General features: G+C 45.2%; 16 protein-coding genes. 3 read left to right on the plus strand and 13 right to left on the minus strand.

Annotation, left to right across the window (positions count from 1 at the left end; all coding sequences use genetic code 11):
* Positions 1-8: 8 nt before the first annotated feature.
* The 5 genes from coaE to ACH33_RS14685 form a co-directional block, all read right to left on the minus strand.
* Complete coding sequence (gene coaE / locus ACH33_RS14665; RefSeq protein ID WP_057899685.1) at positions 9-620, minus strand: dephospho-CoA kinase; 612 nt, start codon at positions 618-620, stop codon at positions 9-11.
* Positions 621-637: 17 nt separating this feature from the next.
* Positions 638-1,300 (minus strand): sporulation membrane protein YtaF, encoded by a 663-nt coding sequence (gene ytaF, locus ACH33_RS14670; RefSeq protein ID WP_057899686.1) that lies wholly within the window; start codon positions 1,298-1,300, stop codon positions 638-640.
* A 93-nt stretch (positions 1,301-1,393) separates the two neighbouring features.
* The gene (gene mutM / locus ACH33_RS14675; RefSeq protein ID WP_057899687.1) at positions 1,394-2,224 is read right to left on the minus strand and encodes a DNA-formamidopyrimidine glycosylase; all 831 of its coding nucleotides are present in this window, start codon (positions 2,222-2,224) and stop codon (positions 1,394-1,396) included.
* 42 nt (positions 2,225-2,266) lie between these two features.
* A complete protein-coding gene (gene polA / locus ACH33_RS14680) occupies positions 2,267-4,915 on the minus strand; it encodes a DNA polymerase I (RefSeq protein WP_057900412.1) in 2,649 nt (882 codons plus the stop codon).
* Positions 4,916-5,041: 126 nt separating this feature from the next.
* Positions 5,042-5,872 carry a prohibitin family protein gene (locus tag ACH33_RS14685; protein WP_204244841.1) on the minus strand — a complete coding sequence of 277 codons (831 nt, stop codon included), beginning with the start codon at positions 5,870-5,872 and terminating at the stop codon, positions 5,042-5,044.
* 151 nt (positions 5,873-6,023) lie between these two features.
* On the opposite strand from ACH33_RS14685, the gene ACH33_RS14690 reads away from it, so the two are divergent.
* The gene (locus tag ACH33_RS14690) at positions 6,024-6,908 is read left to right on the plus strand and encodes a DMT family transporter (RefSeq protein ID WP_057899688.1); all 885 of its coding nucleotides are present in this window, start codon (positions 6,024-6,026) and stop codon (positions 6,906-6,908) included.
* Here ACH33_RS14690 and pnpS read toward each other — a convergent pair.
* The 5 genes from pnpS to ACH33_RS19465 all read right to left on the minus strand — a co-directional run bounded on the left by pnpS (position 6,905) and on the right by ACH33_RS19465 (position 10,511).
* Positions 6,905-8,689, minus strand: a complete 1,785-nt coding sequence (gene pnpS / locus ACH33_RS14695) for a two-component system histidine kinase PnpS (RefSeq protein WP_057899689.1) — start codon at positions 8,687-8,689, stop codon at positions 6,905-6,907. The genes ACH33_RS14690 and pnpS overlap by 4 nt on opposite strands.
* A 1-nt stretch (position 8,690) precedes the next feature.
* A complete protein-coding gene (locus tag ACH33_RS14700) occupies positions 8,691-9,389 on the minus strand; it encodes a response regulator transcription factor (protein ID WP_057899690.1) in 699 nt (232 codons plus the stop codon).
* A gap of 11 nt (positions 9,390-9,400) precedes the next feature.
* Entirely contained in the window at positions 9,401-9,868 is a 468-nt protein-coding gene (locus ACH33_RS14705) for a hypothetical protein (RefSeq protein ID WP_057899691.1), read from the minus strand.
* Positions 9,869-9,889: 21 nt separating this feature from the next.
* A complete protein-coding gene (locus ACH33_RS14710) occupies positions 9,890-10,111 on the minus strand; it encodes a hypothetical protein (protein WP_057899692.1) in 222 nt (73 codons plus the stop codon).
* Between the two features lie 253 nt (positions 10,112-10,364).
* On the minus strand, positions 10,365-10,511 hold the full coding sequence (locus tag ACH33_RS19465) for a hypothetical protein (RefSeq protein WP_156424090.1): 147 nt from the start codon (positions 10,509-10,511) through the stop codon (positions 10,365-10,367).
* 96 nt (positions 10,512-10,607) lie between these two features.
* Here ACH33_RS19465 and ACH33_RS14715 point away from each other — a divergent pair, with 96 nt between their 5' ends.
* Positions 10,608-11,390 carry an N-acetyltransferase gene (locus tag ACH33_RS14715; RefSeq protein ID WP_057899693.1) on the plus strand — a complete coding sequence of 261 codons (783 nt, stop codon included), beginning with the start codon at positions 10,608-10,610 and terminating at the stop codon, positions 11,388-11,390.
* 116 nt (positions 11,391-11,506) lie between these two features.
* Here the strand turns inward: ACH33_RS14715 and mdh are convergent, their stop codons facing one another.
* The 3 genes from mdh to citZ all read right to left on the minus strand — a co-directional run bounded on the left by mdh (position 11,507) and on the right by citZ (position 15,102).
* On the minus strand, positions 11,507-12,451 hold the full coding sequence (gene mdh, locus ACH33_RS14720) for a malate dehydrogenase (RefSeq protein ID WP_057899694.1): 945 nt from the start codon (positions 12,449-12,451) through the stop codon (positions 11,507-11,509).
* 126 nt (positions 12,452-12,577) lie between these two features.
* Positions 12,578-13,852 carry an NADP-dependent isocitrate dehydrogenase gene (icd, locus tag ACH33_RS14725; protein ID WP_091259842.1) on the minus strand — a complete coding sequence of 425 codons (1,275 nt, stop codon included), beginning with the start codon at positions 13,850-13,852 and terminating at the stop codon, positions 12,578-12,580.
* 140 nt (positions 13,853-13,992) lie between these two features.
* Positions 13,993-15,102: a citrate synthase gene (gene citZ, locus ACH33_RS14730; protein WP_057899695.1), complete on the minus strand. Its 1,110-nt coding sequence runs from the start codon at positions 15,100-15,102 to the stop codon at positions 13,993-13,995.
* A 288-nt stretch (positions 15,103-15,390) separates the two neighbouring features.
* On the opposite strand from citZ, the gene ytvI reads away from it, so the two are divergent.
* Positions 15,391-16,524, plus strand: a complete 1,134-nt coding sequence (gene ytvI, locus ACH33_RS14740; RefSeq protein ID WP_057899697.1) for a sporulation integral membrane protein YtvI — start codon at positions 15,391-15,393, stop codon at positions 16,522-16,524.
* Positions 16,525-16,629: the final 105 nt, after the last annotated feature.

Raw genomic sequence — 16,629 nt, forward strand, 5'->3', positions numbered from 1 at the left:
ATCGTACTTTATCGTTTCGCGCCTTTATCTGACGAAAGCAGCTGTTCCATCAGTTCATCCACCTGTTCCTCTGTTTCCTTTAACGTGCCGCTATTGTCAATTACATAATCCGCGCGGAGCTTTTTCTCTTCTACTGGCATCTGTGACGCAATGCGACGCCGCGCCTCTTCCGCGCTGAATCCATTGCGCTTTATCAGCCGTTCCAACTGCTGTTCGGGTGTGCAATAGACAACGATTACCTTTTCCACCATATATTCGAGCTTTGATTCATAAAGAAGCGGAATGTCTAATACAATAAGTGACACGCCCTCTTCCTGCGCTTCCTGCGTCAGCTGACGCATACGCTGCCGTACCGCCGGATGTACAATGTCATTTAAAGCAAGCCGCGCTTTTTCATCGGCAAACACGATCGAACCTAATTTAACCCGGTCAATCTCTTCACTGTCAAGCAGAATCCCTCGTCCAAATCGCTCGACAATAAGAGACCAGGCCTCTTCACCTGGTCGAACGACTTCACGCGCAATAATATCCGCATCGATAATACGGGCATCGCGCTCGGCCAGCATCCGGGATATCGTGCTTTTACCGCAAGCGATGCCGCCTGTTAATCCAACAATCATGTCCTTTCAACTCGCTCTCAAATCATTTTAAAAAAACCGCACAAAATCAGCAGCACCCCTGGCAGATACGTCATCCGCTTCATCCAATCCGCTTCCGAGTAGATAAATCCAATCTTTAAACCGATCAAAATAAACAAACAGTTACTTACTCCGATTAGCAGCGCCGTTACCCAAGGTTCATATCCAATAAGCGCCGCGCCGATCCCCGCGCCAAATGCGTCTAAAGAAAGAGCAAGCCCCAGAAACATGGCTTCCACTCCAGAAATTGTCCCGGAACGGTCAATATCCGCTTCAATAGGTCTTTTCAAAATTTGTATAACAAGACCGAGCGACTTAATTTCAAAAGCAACTAGCGAACGAGGTTCCTGCGCCTGTCGTTCTTGTTCCATTTCCTCTTGTTCTTCGCGCGCTTGCTGGTGCTTCACATTATATATTGTCCATAGCCCGATGCCAATTAAAATCAAACCGCCAACATACTGTGTGGCAATGGGCGATAAAAAATAGGTCAACCACTTGCCCAGATACATAGAAACGAGAATGACCAGTGCCGAGCATGCAGTAATAATAAGAACGGAACGCACCGGAATTTTAATGCGGCGCATTCCGTACGTAACCCCTACACCAAAACCGTCAAGGCTGACCGCAAAAGCCAGCACCAGGAGTGAAAAAATGTGCAGCACCTTATTTCCTCCTTCCCATCCATTATTCTTCGTGCGCTTTGTTTTGCATGGGCACCTGTTACAGTATATGAGAAGGAAAGAAAGGGGTGCCTCTTAATTGCGTGGCTGGCAATTCGGGCAAATATGTGTGCCACGGCCCCCGACAACAAATTTTTCGATCAGGGTGCCACATACGAAGCAAGGTTCTCCCGTACGCCCGTATGCTTTTAACGTGTGCTGGAAACGGCCCGCTTCTCCCTGTCCATTTACATATGACTTAATGGACGAGCCGCCTAATGAAATGGATTTCTGCAAAATTTGTACAATGCTCACATGCAGTTTCTCCCATTGATCATCCGTTAATTCGTCCGGGGTTTTCTCTGGATGGATCCCGGCCTGAAACAGCGCCTCATCAACATAAATATTCCCCAAACCAACGATAATTTCCTGGTTTAACAATAAAGGCTTTATTTTTGTTTTTCTCCGCTCAAGCCTTTCTTTCAAAACAGCTGCGGAAAATGCTTCATCCAGCGGCTCCGGTCCCAGCTTATGAAGAGGAGGACCAGCCATTTCCTGTCCTTTCGGGAACAAGTGCATTGTCCCGAAAGTACGCACATCTTTATACCGCAGTTCCGTTTCGTCCGTAAACCGGAAAATGACGTGCGTATGCTTTTCTACTTCATCTCCTGTCCGATAGAGACCGTAACGCCCCTCCATACGCAGGTGAGACACCAGCACATAATCATCCAGATAAAAAAGCAAAAACTTTCCGCGCCGACCGATTTCCCGGATTGTCTGCCCTTTCAGCAACTCAACAAACTGCATGACATCATCCGGTGCTTTAATTAAGCGCGGCAGACCCACAATAACATCGGCAACTGTTTTGCCGATGACCAGCTTGCTTAGCGTGCGCCTGATCGTTTCCACTTCTGGCAATTCTGGCATTCAGTTTCTCTCCTTTGCTTATCGCTTTCTCTACATTTACTTCTACTTCGCTTCGTACCAGTTTATTCCATAATTCACATCCACTTTCAGCGGAACATCCAGCGGTAGTGCATTTTCCATCACATCCGGTACAAGCCTGCACATCGTTTCAAGTTCGTGCTCTGGCACTTCAAAAATTAATTCATCATGCACCTGCAAAAGCATGCGGCTCGCCAGCTTCTCGTCTTCCATCCGCCGCGCCACATTCACCATCGCCAGTTTAATAATATCAGCCGCCGTCCCTTGAATCGGCGTGTTCATTGCCGTACGCTCGGCAAAGCTACGCTGGTTAAAGTTACTGCTATTAATATCAGGCAAATACCGGCGGCGATTCAACATCGTTGTTACGTACCCATTTTTCCTTGCCTCAACGACAATATTGTCCATATAACGCTTAACTCCCTGAAAGACGGAGAAATAACGTTCGATAAATTCAGCCGCTTGTTTTCGCGTGATATGCAAGTTTTGCGATAAACCGTAATCGCTGATCCCGTACACAATACCAAAATTAACCGCCTTTGCCTGACGGCGCATAAGCGATGTCACTTCGTCTTCTTCTACCCCAAATACATCCATCGCGGTGCGGGTATGAATATCCATATCTTTGCGGAACGCATCAATTAAATTTTCATCCTGCGAAATGTGTGCTAAAATGCGCAATTCAATCTGTGAATAGTCGGCGGCAAGAATATACCAGCCCGGCTCAGACGGCACAAATGCCTGCCGAATTTTTCTTCCTTCTTCCAGGCGGATTGGAATGTTCTGCAGATTTGGCTCCGTGCTGCTTAGACGTCCGGTCGCCGTAACCGCCTGATTAAATGATGTATGAATTTTACCTGTTTCTTCATGAATTTCCTTCTTTAACCCTTCAATGTACGTTGACTGTAATTTACCCAGCTGGCGGAATTCAAGAATAAGCGGCACAATTTCATGGGCTCCCTCCAACTTCTCAAGCACATCGGCGCTCGTTGAATAACCGGTCTTCGTCTTTTTGATCACAGGCAGTTGCAATTTTTCAAATAAAATCTCACCCAACTGTTTCGGCGAATTAATATTAAATTCCGTGCCGGCAAGGCGATGAATTTCCTTAGTAAGCCCTTCAAGCTTCTCCTTAAGCTCCACACCCATTTCATCGAGCCGTTCTTTATCCACACGTACGCCGCGTTTCTCCATTGCGCCGAGCACGGCCGCAAGCGGCAATTCTAAATCATACAACAGATCTGTAAGCCCTTCTTCTCTCAAAGTACTGTTCATTCTATCATAAAGACGATAGATGGTATCCGCTTTGCGCACAATGTGCGGCCCTAGAACCGATATGTCCGGTACGGAGCGTTTGGCTCCTTTTCCATATATCGTCTCGTCAGAGGCCAGCTTGATGCCGTATCTTTCCGCCACATCACACAATTGATGATTCGTCTCCGATGGATTGCTTAAATAAGAAGCAAGCAATACATCAAAGCTGATCCCTTCCAGCGAAATGCCCTTCCATGCAAGCGCCACCTGACTGCGCTTAGCATCATATATCCATTTCCTCTGTTCTGGGTCAGCCATCCACTCCACAAGCGCTGGCCATTTGACCTGCCCAAACGGCACATACAGCCGTACATCTTCGCTCACCAGGCTAACGCCATGAATCGGAGCTCCATGGTAATTTTCTGCGTCCACTTCTACCATGACCGCCATAGGCGACGTTAGTTTGTCCGCCCACTTATCCCTGTTCTCTTCTGTAATCGTCACAAATTCGATCTCTTTCTCTTCCTGTTGCAGCAAAGCGTCCGCTTCCGCTGAATCAAAGCCCAGACGCTCCAGCAGGGATTTAAAAGCGAACCGCTCCAGTACCGGCACAACCTTTTCCCGTTCATACGGCTTATATTTAAGCTCATCGAGCGAAAGTGCAATCGGCGCATCACGAAGAATTGTGGCTAACTGTTTGCTCATGCGCGCATCATCCGCATGTGCCTCGATTTTCTCCTGCAACTTTTTACCTTTTACTTCAGAAACGTGCTCAAGAACGCCTTCCACCGTCTTGAATTCATGCAGTAATTTAAGCGCTGTTTTCTCGCCAACCCCCGGAATGCCAGGAATGTTGTCAGAGGTGTCACCCATCAGTCCTTTTAAATCAACAATCTGCGCAGGCGTCAGACCATACTTCTCATCAATCTCAGCCGGAGAATACCTTTCCACTTCGCTAATACCTTTGCGTGTCAAGGCGACATGCGTTTTATCTGAGACGAGTTGCAGCATATCCTTGTCTCCAGATACGATCAGCGTCTCAAAGCCGTTTGCTTCCGCCCGCGCGGATATCGTTCCGATGATATCATCTGCTTCGTACCCGTTCAGCTCGTAATGCTTGACGCCAAAAGCTTCGAGCAATTCTTTCAACAGCGGAAACTGCGCGGACAGCTCACTCGGCGTTTTTAGACGTTTGCCTTTATAATCTTTATATTCTTCCGTCCGGAATGTAACCTTGCCCGCGTCAAACGCTACCAGCAAATGTGTCGGTTTCTCCTCTTCCATCATGCGCAACAGCATAGTGGTAAATCCGTACACCGCATTTGTATACAAACCCTCTTCTGTCGTCAGAAGAGGAAGTGCGTAAAAAGCCCGGTTGGCAATGCTGTTGCCGTCAATAATCATTAATTTCTCGTTCATTTCCATTCCACGCCCTATTCTTTAGCGAAATAAGCATATACGCTTCCATCATACCATAGAGTTTGAAGACAAAACAAAACGCTGTCCATAAAAAGGACAGCGCCAGACTACCTGTAACATGGATTTTTACTTTTGAACATTCAGGAACGGAATGGCTCCACCGGTAGTGCTTGGCAGCTTACCGTCCCACTTCTCAATCGCTTGAATTTGTGCCTCGATTTCGCGCAATTTTACGAGTTCAGGCGTTACGTTTTCCTTCTGTAGGCGAAGTGCTTCGGCGTTCGCCTGCGCCTTGGTAATGGTTTGCTCTTTCTCAATCTTCACCCGTTCAAGATCCAATTTCGCCTTCAGTGCTTGCTGTTCCGCGATTTGTTTCTGCTCAATCGCGCGATTATACTCATCGCTAAATTTAAATTCAGTAATATTTACTTCGTCAAGTGCCATATGATATGTGCTTAGCTTTTTAGCAAGCAACTCCTTTACCTGCTGGCTAACTTCCGAACGCTTGGAAATAAGCTGTTCGGCCGTATAGCGGGCCGCGACCGCTTTGAGTGCCTCTCCGATGGCCGGATCAACGATTCTCGCTTTATAATCTATACCAACATTTTGATACAATTTGTTAACGGACGCTGGATCAATGTGAAAGTTTACCGCCATCTGCGTTGTCACAACCTGCAAATCCTTTGAAGCGGCAGACGCTTTGCTTTCTGCTTTCTGTACACGAACTTCTATCGGCATTACTTCCTGAATAAACGGAACTTTGAAATGAAGCCCTTCATCAAATACTTTCGGTTGCACAGCGCCCAATTGCACAACAATTCCCCTGTGTCCAGGCGGAACGACCGTAAACGATTCAAACGCTAAAATAACAAGAATAATAACAGGGATAAGAAATTTTAGAATTTTTCCCACTTTAAAGTTTTCACTTCCCATTTGTACAACTTTTTTTTCGCTCACGCTGCTTCCTCCTCGTATCTTTTTCTCATTATGTAATACGGTTCGCCTAGCCTCAAAGTTTCTTTTTTCAATATTGTCAAAAATAATCATTTTCTTTACCATAAATAAGGAATCTATAATAAATTCATAATATGTATAAATAGGAGATGCTATGAACAAACAACCGATTTTTTCACCTTATCTAGCTCTTGTCATCGCAACCATCGCGGTTTCCACTTCCGCCATCTTCGTAAAACTTACGGATGCGCCTGCGGGCGTTATCGCCACATATAGGCTGTTATTTACCGTGCTTTTTATGCTTCCGTTCGTGTTATGGAAGCATGCCCATGAAATAAAGAACATATGCGCCCGCGATTGGGTTTTCTCTGCGATAGCTGGGGTATTTCTTGCGCTTCACTTTATTCTCTGGTTTGAATCGCTAAACTACACGTCAGTGGCCAGTTCGGTCGTGCTTGTGACCCTACAGCCGCTGTTTTCATTTGTAGGGGCTTATTTCTTTTTTAAAGAACGCGTCTCCTTAGAGGGAATAATCGGCTGTCTGCTGGCTGTAGCCGGAAGCGTATATATCGGCTGGAGCGATTTCCGCATCGGCGGCACGGCGCTGCTCGGCGACATTCTCGCTCTTCTCGGCGCGGCAACTGTCACGGGATACTGGCTATTCGGACAAAGCGTTCGTAAACGCCTCTCCCTTATGATGTATACGTTTGTCGTATATACAATTAGCACTTCTGTATTACTGGCATACGATTTATCACTCGGCTTCGCTTTGTATCCTTATCCAGGAAAAGATTGGCTTGTTTTTATCGGGCTTGCCGTTTTTCCGACTTTGCTTGGACATACGGTTTTTAATTGGGCGATTAAGTGGTTAAGCGTAAATACCATCTCCGTAGCTATTCTCGGGGAACCGATCGGGGCCGCTATTCTCGCTTATTTTATTCTTGGCGAAAAAATAACAGCCGCCCAACTTATCGGAACAGCTGTGATTATTAGTGGCATCTATTTGTTTATGCGTTACAATCAGCCCACAGCCCGCTAGCCTAAAAATTTTGGCGGCTGATATTTTGGAAGAATAACTGTAAATGTCGTCCCTTTCCCTTCTTGGCTTTCCACATGAATCGTGCCATGATGCGATTCTACCAGATGTTTAACAATGGCAAGTCCAAGTCCGGTGCCTCCGGATTCGCGTGAGCGTGCTTTGTCCACACGGTAAAAACGCTCGAAAATGCGCGGGAGATGTTCGGGCGGAATGCCGATCCCGGTATCAGCAACGATCATTTCCACGCTTTTGTCTTCACGCTCACACAATGTAATGGTTACCTCCCCGTTTTCAGGTGTATAGGTAATGGCATTGCTTACCAAATTCAGAACAATTTGCTGGAGGCGGTCACGATCCGCTTCCAGTGTAATGTTTTCTTCCGTAGGAAGATAAATGGCGATGTTTTTGGCACGTGCTTCTTCCCGCACAATTCGTACGGTTTCTTTAATTAACTTACTAAAGTTAAGTTCTTCTATTTTCAATAGCATTTTTTTCTGTTCGATTTTCGATAAATCAAGAATATCGGTAATCAGGCGATTAAGACGATCGCTTTCCTCATTAATAATCGTAAGAAAAGAGCGGCTGATATCCGGATCTTCCAACGCACCATCCAAAAGCGTTTCAGTGAATCCCTTAATGGAAGTAATCGGCGTTTTTAATTCGTGAGAGACATTGGCAACGAATTCGCTCCGCATTTTTTCCAAACGGCGGATTGCGGTAATATCGTGCAGAAGCACAATCACTCCCTTGATTTCGCCTTCTTCATTCGTATACGCTCCCAGATTGACGTCAATAATATGCTCCTCAGGATAGTAAACATGAATTTCTTCACGTATTTTCTCTCCGGTTTCCAGGCAACGGTCAATCAGTTGGCTTAAGCCTGAATTCTTACCGACTTCGGTATGGATATGGCCAAGAAAATCTTTCGCGTTATAGCCCAGCAATTGCTCCGCAGCCGTGTTCATCATCGCAATGCGGCGCGTATCACTAATCAACATCATTCCGCTGAACATATTGTTCAGAATACTCTCCAGCCGTTTCTCATTCTCCCGAATAGCTGACATCTGTTGCTCAAGGCTGACCGCCATGAAATTAATCGCCTGGGCCAGCTGCCCAATCTCCCCTTTGGCGTTCGTGCGAATACGGTTTTTAAACTCCTTGCGCGTAATACATCGAGCCACCCGGGTGATTTCTTCAATCGGTTGGGTAATGCTTTTCGTAATGCGCGTGCTGATGAAACCAAACAGCAAAAGCGTGAACACAAGCACACCGCCGAGACTCATCCACAGTTTTTTCACGGTTTCCTGTACACGTGTCACTTTAATAGACGCGCGTACAATTCCTTTAATATCCTGCCCTTGTTTCAGCGGCACAGCGACATACATCATATCATAATGAAGCGTCGCGCTATACCTTACAGCCTGTCCCACACCTGTTTCCAGCGCTTTGCGGACTTCTGGCCGATTGGCATGGTTCGGCAGCGTTGCCGGATCATGCTCCGTATCAGCCAATACATCTCCCTGCCGATCAAGCACTGTAATGCGTGCTCCAATATCATCAGCAAACCGCTTCATGCGTTGTTGCAAGAGATCAGTTCTGGTCATCAAACCAGCATACTGCACATCATCAGCGATAATACGCGCTTCTGTCGCAAGACGTTCTTCCAACACGTCAATGTACAGAGACTGCAACATTTTCGCAAAATAAATGCCAAGGATAAGCAAAAGAGCACCAATAATTATAAGAAAAACAAAGTTAAGGCGAATTCGGAATTTCTGCATGCTATCCCTCTAGTTTATAACCAAGGCCGCGCACCGTTTTGATATATTTCGGCTGTCTTGTATCTTCTTCAATTTTTTCCCGCAGATGGCTGATGTGCACATCAACAATCCGCGAATCGCCAACAAAGTCATAATTCCAAACGGCGTTCAATAATTGATCCCTCGTCATAACACGCCCCGGATGACTGGCCATATACTGCAAGAGCTCAAATTCTTTCGGTGTTAACTCCAGACGTTTGCCGTCAAAGAAAACTTCGTACTTCTCTGGATAAATCACCAGCTTTCCAATCGTAATCGTTTGCTCTTGCTGCCCTGCCCCGCTTTCCTGCTCCTGATGTCCACTGCGACGTAAAATCGCTTTTACGCGCGCAACGACTTCGCGCGGGCTGAATGGCTTGGTCATATAATCATCCGCGCCGAGTTCAAGACCAAGAATTTTATCAAATTCTTCATCTTTGGCAGTCAACATCAAAATCGGCGTATTCATTTTTTCCATTCTTAGCGTTTTACACACTTCCATGCCATCCATCCCCGGCAGCATAATATCGAGAATAATTAAGTCAGGATTTTCTGCTTCCGCCATTTTTACCGCTGTCGGACCGTCTCCGGCTTTTATTACTGCAAAACCTGCTTTTTGAAGGTTAAATTCTAACAATGTTACAATTGATTGTTCATCATCTACTACAAGTATTTTCTTCACTCTTAGCACCCTTATTTCTTAAATTTTTGGATTTCAGCTTTCGCCTGCTGAATCAAATCATTTGACTCTTTTAACAACTGCTCCGCTTTTTGTTCGAATTGCTTGTCCTGCAAATCATAAAACGTAAATAATTCGCTATGCGCTTCTATCTTTTTGTTAATTCCCTTTAATAGCGTTTCTTTAGCCAGCTCCATTTCCTTCGGAACAGGCGAGTTAAACAAGTCATCATGCATGGATTGAAGGGTTGTGCGACCCTGATCAACCGCATTCATGACTTTTGTCCGCTTCATACCTTTGGACGCCTCATTCCGTACATCTTCCAGCACTTTTCCGAAGTTGTCCAAAGCTTCAAAAGCAGCATCTGACTTTTTTAAAAATTGGCTCTGATAATAAGCCAGATCTTCCTGGCTGGTTGCACACCCACCAAGTACCAACAATACGACCACAAAAATAGCCAAAATCAATCTTTTGTTTGGCATAACTATATCCCTCCAAAGTTATCATACCTTATCGAAAAAATAAGAAGCAAGAAGAGCTTTCTCCTCATCCGGCATAACCATTTGAACGCAGCACACTTTTTCTGCCTGAAACCTGGAAGAAGGCGAATGGCAAGCCAGCCGCAGTTGTTCTTCACGCAAGGCGCGCTCTTTCTCCAAATCCTGAATCCGCTTTTGAAGTTCACAATCACTTGAAGAGGCTTTTCCAAACGCCTGTTTTTTCATTCTTTATAAACTTTATAAATATGAAAATCATATCCTGCAATAAGTTGAACAGAAAATCCATGTGAGAGGTGAAAAGAGTGAAATACGACGACTACTTAGCAATTGTTGACGTATGCCAAACGATGTCTCTTGCTTTTTAGCTATTTCATTTATGTGGTAATCCCTGTCATTTAGCAGGGAATTTATATACATCTGGCTTAATGTTTCGACATGTGTATGGTAGTAAGAGGGTAAGAAAAGGAGAGAGGAAAGGCTACGATGGGCCCTGCCTATAGCCTGAAAAAAGGGAATAACAAGCCATCTGCCGCTGTTTTTCGCGCAGGGCATGTCCCCTTTTCTTCTCTTTCGCTTCTTTCACCACTTGTTTTTTGAAATCAATCGAATACTTTCTTCTTGTCATTGATGTCTTCCCCCTCTGTCACTATAAGTGTAATCAAAATACACCCTTAGTGTCCAACTTCTCTAGGGGGCTAAAGAGATCTATTATGGCGTTGTTTTGCACGAAGATGTTCTGATCGGGGATTTAAGCAGTATCCGAGAAGATGTAGTCGTCGAAGAATCCAGTATTATCGGACGCAACGTGATTGTTGAACCAGCTACTGCGATTGGCAAAAGAGTAACGATTCAAACGGGTAGCTATATTACGGCAAACATGATCATCGAAGATGAGGTATTCATTGGCCCATGCTGTTCCTCATCAAATGATAAGTATATGGGAATGGGAAATTACCCGCATAAAGGGCCAATGATCAAGCGCGGAGCAAAAATAGGCAATAATGCTACACTCTTGCCTGGCATTACAATCGGTGAAAAGGCGATTGAAAGTTATCAAAATAACCTCGCATTGGAAGAAGGATGGGTCGAAGACAAGATATATGCTTGCATTTTTATGGCGGATTGCTACCGCAGTTTAGGAGATTTTCCAAATGAACTCACCTCATTATTAAAAAGTTTTCAGTATGCAAAACCGAAAGCGGAAGCCATTTGCCGGATCGGATATCATTTTCTCCGTAAAAAAGACTACAAAACAGCGGCCGCTTGGTTTGAATTTGCCACGCGGTTAACGATCGATTCCGATCAATGGAGCTTTAGCTACCCTGCCTATCATACCTGGTATCCCCACCTGCAACTATGTATTTGTCATTATTATTTAGGCGATTATCAAAAAGCTTACGAACATAATGAAGAAGCTCGCAAATATAGACCGGAAGATAACAGCGTACTTCACAATAAGCGTTTATTGGAGTCGAAATTGGGAATCCTTGCAACAAATCAATAGCTACAAGGATATCAGAGAGCTACACCTTTTATTGATGGCTCTCTTTTCTTATTCGTCGCCTCAAAAAAAGAGCCCGGATACGCACCGGACTCTTATCGAAAATCACATGGATCAAATTAGTCAAATTTCAATACACCTATGACGTTGCGAACGGCATCAGCGGATTTGTCGAGCGCCGCTTTTTCTTCTGCAGTAAGTTCAAGTTCGTATACTTTTTCGATACCGTCTTTGCCGAGCAATGTCGGTACACCAAGGTACAGATCGTTGTAGCCATATTCACCTTCCAAATAAGCGATAGCAGGCAAAATACGCTTCTGATCTTTCAGGATGGCTTCAGCCATTTCTACCAGAGAAGCAGCCGGAGCATAGTAAGCGGAACCATTACCCAGGAGGTTTACAATTTCCGCGCCGCCATTGCGTGTACGATCAACAATAGCATCCAGGCGATCTTTTGGAATCAATGTTTCAAGCGGGATACCACCAGCATAGGAATAACGTACAAGCGGCACCATTGTATCGCCATGGCCGCCAAGCACAAAACCTGTTACGTCTTTAACGGAGATATTCAGTTCCATCGCTACGAATGTACGGAAACGTGCTGTATCAAGCACACCGGACTGGCCGATTACGCGGTTTTTCGGAAAACCAGTCGTTTTGTAAATCGTGTACGTCATCGCATCTACCGGGTTAGACAATACAATAATTGTGCTGTTCGGCGCATATTTCTTAATTTGCTCGCCCACGGATTTCATAATGCCTGCGTTTGTATTGACAAGGTCATCGCGGCTCATGCCAGGCTTACGCGCAATACCTGCCGTTACGATCACAAGATCAGCATCTTTGATTTCTTCATAGTTGGAAGTACCTGTAATGCGAGCATCAAATCCTTGAACCGGGCCTGCTTCGGCCATGTCCAATGCCTTACCTTTTGTCGGATTTTCCATTTGCGGAATGTCAACAAGTACGACGTCTCCGAGTTCTTTTTGAGCCAGCATGAATGCGGTAGTTGCTCCAGTGAATCCAGAACCGATAACAGCGATTTTCTTACGAGTGAAAGACATAACGGTCTCCTCCTGATTGAATGCAATTTATAGAATGTTTCACATGCATAAGCATGTAGAACACATAAGGAAGGGGAAACATATACACGATGTGTATGCGTTGCCCCATAAAAAGCAAGTTTTAAATTACATGTTCTTAATTAGTGCATCGCCAAATTCAGAGCATTTCAGCTCAGTTGCACCTTCCATGAGACGAGCGAAATCGTATGTTACTTGCTTGGAAGAGATTGTTTTTTCAATCGCGCTGATAACCAAGTCGGCTGCCTCTGTCCAGCCCAAATGACGGAGCATCATTTCACCGGATAGAATAACAGAAGACGGATTTACTTTATCAAGTCCTGCATACTTCGGAGCAGTGCCATGAGTTGCCTCAAAAATTGCACGACCGGTTACATAGTTAATGTTTGCGCCCGGCGCAATACCAATGCCACCAACCTGAGCAGCCAACGCATCTGAAATGTAATCACCGTTCAAGTTCAACGTAGCTACCACATCGTACTCGGCAGGACGAGTCAAGATTTGTTGTAGGAACGCGTCAGCGATAGAATCTTTTACAATAATTTTCCCTGCTTCTTCCGCTTCTTCCTGCGCTTTGTTTGCCGCATCTTTACCCAATTCTGCGGCAATACGGTCGTATTGCGCCCAAGTGAATACTTTGTCGCCGAATTCTTTTTCCGCCACCTCGTATCCCCAGTTTTTAAACGCGCCTTCAGTAAACTTCATGATATTGCCTTTATGCACCAATGTTACGCTCCTGCGATTGTTGTCAATCGCATATTGAATAGCGGCGCGCACAAGGCGGCTTGTCCCTTCTTGGGAAACAGGTTTTACACCGATTCCGGACGTTTCCGGGAAGCGGATTTTCTTAACGCCCATTTCGTTTTGCAGAAACGCGATCACTTTTTTCACTTCTTCGCTGTCCGCGCTCCATTCGATACCAGCGTAAATATCTTCCGTATTCTCGCGGAAAATAACCATGTTTGTCAGTTCAGGGTGTTTTACAGGAGAAGGTACGCCTTTGAAATACTGCACCGGCCGCACGCACGCATATAAGTCCAATTCCTGGCGCAGCGCTACGTTAATAGAACGGATACCTCCGCCAACCGGCGTTGTCAGCGGGCCTTTGATAGCGACAAGATATTCGTTGATAGCCTTCAATGTGTCATTTGGAAGCCATTCGCCGTATTTGTTGAACGCTTTTTCCCCCGCGTATACTTCGTACCACGCAATTTTCTTCTGGCCTTTGTATGCTTTCTCTACTGCTGCGTCAAGAACGCGAACCGCCGCGTTCCAGATGTCCGGACCCGTGCCATCTCCTTCAATAAAAGGAATGATCGGATTGTCTGGAACATTCAACTTGCCTGTGCTGTCTACCGTGATTTTCTCTCCGTGTGTAGGCATTTCATATTTTTCAAAAATGGACACCTTTACCCCTCCTAAATATGTATTAAGCGCGTGAGGTTTCCCTACAACACAATTATGGCAAAAGCAGGAGAGGGGCCTGCCTTACGGTAACCCCTCACCTAAACTTTATTTATGTTTTAGCGTTCCTCAAGTGGAACGTAATGCGCGTTTACCGGTCCAACATATTCGGCGCGCGGACGAATGAGGCGGTTGTTCTCATATTGCTCTAAGATATGGGCTGTCCATCCAGACATACGGCTGATCGCGAAAATCGGCGTGAACAGATCACGCGGAATACCTAAGCTGTGATATACAGACGCGGAATAAAAGTCTACATTCGGCTTTAATCCTTTTTCAGCCGTTACCAATTCATCAATTTTCACGGACATCTCATACCACTGCGGCTGACCTGTAAGCTTTGTTAGCTTTTCAGACATTTTACGCAGATGCTTCGCGCGCGGGTCACCATCTTTGTATACGCGATGACCAAATCCCATGATTTTTTCCTTATTAGCAAGTTTATTACGAATATAGCTTTCCGCATTGCCCGGGTCTTTAATTTCTTCAAGCATGGCCATTACCGCTTCGTTCGCTCCTCCGTGTAGCGGTCCTTTCAAAGCGCCGATTGCAGATGTAATTCCGGAATAAATATCAGACAGAGTAGCTACTGTAACACGAGCAGCAAACGTGGATGCATTCAGCTCATGGTCAGCATGCAGGACAAGTGCCGTATCAAGCGCATCGATCGCGATTTGATCCGGCTCTTCTCCGTTCAGCATGTATAGAAAATTTTGCGCGTAGCCAAATTCCGCGTGCGGAGCCACTACTTCTTTCCCCTGACGGATACGGTGGTAAGCCGCAACGACGGTTGCTACTTTCGCCTGCAGGCGAGTTGCTTTGCGTAGATTTGCTTCCCGAGACATATCTTGAGCTTCCGGATCATACAGAGCCAGAGCGGAAATCGCTGTGCGCAGAACAGCCATCGGATGATTTCCTTCAGGGATAGTTTTTAACAGCGTGATTACATCTTCAGGAATCGCAGCATTTTCAGCCAAGTCTTTTTTCAGCTGGCTAAGTTCATTAGCCTTCGGAAGGCGACCATGCCACAATAAGTACACAACTTCTTCAAATGAAGCGTTTTCGGCAAGTTCATCAATATTGATACCTGCATATGTAAGCACCCCGTCAATAATGGAACTAATGGAAGACTGGGCTGCTACAATTCCTTCTAATCCTTTTGCTGACATAGTATTATCTCTCCTTTATCCCTATAATTTTATCTGTCGGACGCCCTCAGAAATATCCTCTCTCTTTTCCCGGAAAACTCTGTAGGCATAAAAAAAGAGAGAAGATACGTCTTTAGTTTCAGAATAATTATAGAATATTTCAGCGGGTTTGTGAATGTTTCCTAAAAAAAATGTGAAATCTTCCACAACAAGCAGAAAGCTTGCTTTTTTGTTCACAATTATCATAACCTAAAATAGAAATTTGTGAAAGTGCTAATCATTAGTCTGGCTATGTATAAGGAGGTCGGAATGAATCCTCTTATTTACCATCGAATGTTTCAGGTGCTCCGTTTCTTACTTGTGATGGGTATTCTGTACGCCACGTACAGACTCACAATCTTTTTTGCTCCTTTATTATATCCTTTCATCATCGGTTTTATCATTGCATATGCAATTAACCGTCCGGTAGATATGCTGGAGAAGCGGGCACGCTGGCCACGCTGGCTTGCCGTAACCGTCATGCTTACGATAGTGATCGCCGTTCTGGTTGGCATCATTACTATACTTGTCGCACAAGTTGTCATTGAAATAGGAAAATTGCTCGAAATGCTGCCGATATACATCGATCAACTTTCCAATTATGCTAAAAATTTCATATCGCGCAGTTTGCAATCCAGTCTGTATGAACACTTTGTCAGCCTGTACAGCAGTCTTGATGAGGGATACCAGCAAAAAATACAGGAAAATGCAGGAAAGGCTCTGACCAAGATTGCCCAGGCCGGAACAAATATGACGAAAACAATTCTTACCGGCATCAGTAATTTTCTAAGCTCCATTCCCAATATGGCGACTGTATTCGTTATTTCGATTCTATCTGCCTTTTTTATAAGCAAGGACTACCATAAAATGATAAGCAAAGCAAAAAGCATGGTTCCCGTCGAGTTCACGAACAAAGGCGCACGAATATTGACTGATTTGCAAAAAGCGCTCTTTGGTTTCGTGAAAGCGCAACTTACACTTGTTTCCATTACCTCTATGATTGTGATCGTTGGGTTGCTCATTCTCGACGTTCCGTATGCTGTATCCATTGGTCTTCTTACCGGTTTGGTCGATTTAATGCCGTATCTGGGAACAGGGGCAGTATTCGTACCGTGGATTGCATACGCCGCCTTCGCAGGAGATCTCCGTCTTGCTATCGGACTTGCTATTCTGTACGCAATCGTAATCATACAAAGGCAAATTATGGAACCTAAAATCGTCGCTACGAATGTTGGTCTTGATCCGTTGTTTACGCTCATCGCGCTCTTCGTCGGACTGAAACTATTCGGATTCCTTGGCCTTATTCTCGGCCCCGTGCTGCTGGTGATTATTAACGCACTGCGCAACGCGGGTATCTTCCGCGATACGTGGAAATATATAAAAGGAAAACCGCCAGAACTGTAAAAAAAGGCGTCCACAAAACAGAAAAGGCAATCCTGTCCTCGAAAGAAGGACAGGATTGCCTTATGCTGGAAAAGAAGCTAACCGGCAGCGTTACGGCGTGATGCG

The organism is Aneurinibacillus sp. XH2, assembly GCF_001439585.2.
Lineage (GTDB): Bacteria > Bacillota > Bacilli > Aneurinibacillales > Aneurinibacillaceae > Aneurinibacillus > Aneurinibacillus thermoaerophilus.

Excerpts from the sequence above, each read along its gene's own strand:
- coaE (WP_057899685.1), bottom strand. The coding sequence starts at position 620 with ATGATTGTTGGATTAACAGGCGGCATCGCTTGCGGTAAAAGCACGATA.
- mutM (WP_057899687.1), bottom strand. The coding sequence starts at position 2,224 with ATGCCAGAATTGCCAGAAGTGGAAACGATCAGGCGCACGCTAAGCAAG.
- polA (WP_057900412.1), bottom strand. The coding sequence starts at position 4,915 with ATGAACGAGAAATTAATGATTATTGACGGCAACAGCATTGCCAACCGG.
- ACH33_RS14690 (WP_057899688.1), top strand. The coding sequence starts at position 6,024 with ATGAACAAACAACCGATTTTTTCACCTTATCTAGCTCTTGTCATCGCA.
- pnpS (WP_057899689.1), bottom strand. The coding sequence starts at position 8,689 with ATGCAGAAATTCCGAATTCGCCTTAACTTTGTTTTTCTTATAATTATT.
- ACH33_RS14705 (WP_057899691.1), bottom strand. The coding sequence starts at position 9,868 with ATGCCAAACAAAAGATTGATTTTGGCTATTTTTGTGGTCGTATTGTTG.
- ACH33_RS14710 (WP_057899692.1), bottom strand. The coding sequence starts at position 10,111 with ATGAAAAAACAGGCGTTTGGAAAAGCCTCTTCAAGTGATTGTGAACTT.
- ACH33_RS19465 (WP_156424090.1), bottom strand. The coding sequence starts at position 10,511 with ATGACAAGAAGAAAGTATTCGATTGATTTCAAAAAACAAGTGGTGAAA.
- mdh (WP_057899694.1), bottom strand. The coding sequence starts at position 12,451 with ATGTCTTTCACTCGTAAGAAAATCGCTGTTATCGGTTCTGGATTCACT.
- icd (WP_091259842.1), bottom strand. The coding sequence starts at position 13,852 with ATGCCTACACACGGAGAGAAAATCACGGTAGACAGCACAGGCAAGTTG.
- citZ (WP_057899695.1), bottom strand. The coding sequence starts at position 15,102 with ATGTCAGCAAAAGGATTAGAAGGAATTGTAGCAGCCCAGTCTTCCATT.
- ytvI (WP_057899697.1), top strand. The coding sequence starts at position 15,391 with ATGAATCCTCTTATTTACCATCGAATGTTTCAGGTGCTCCGTTTCTTA.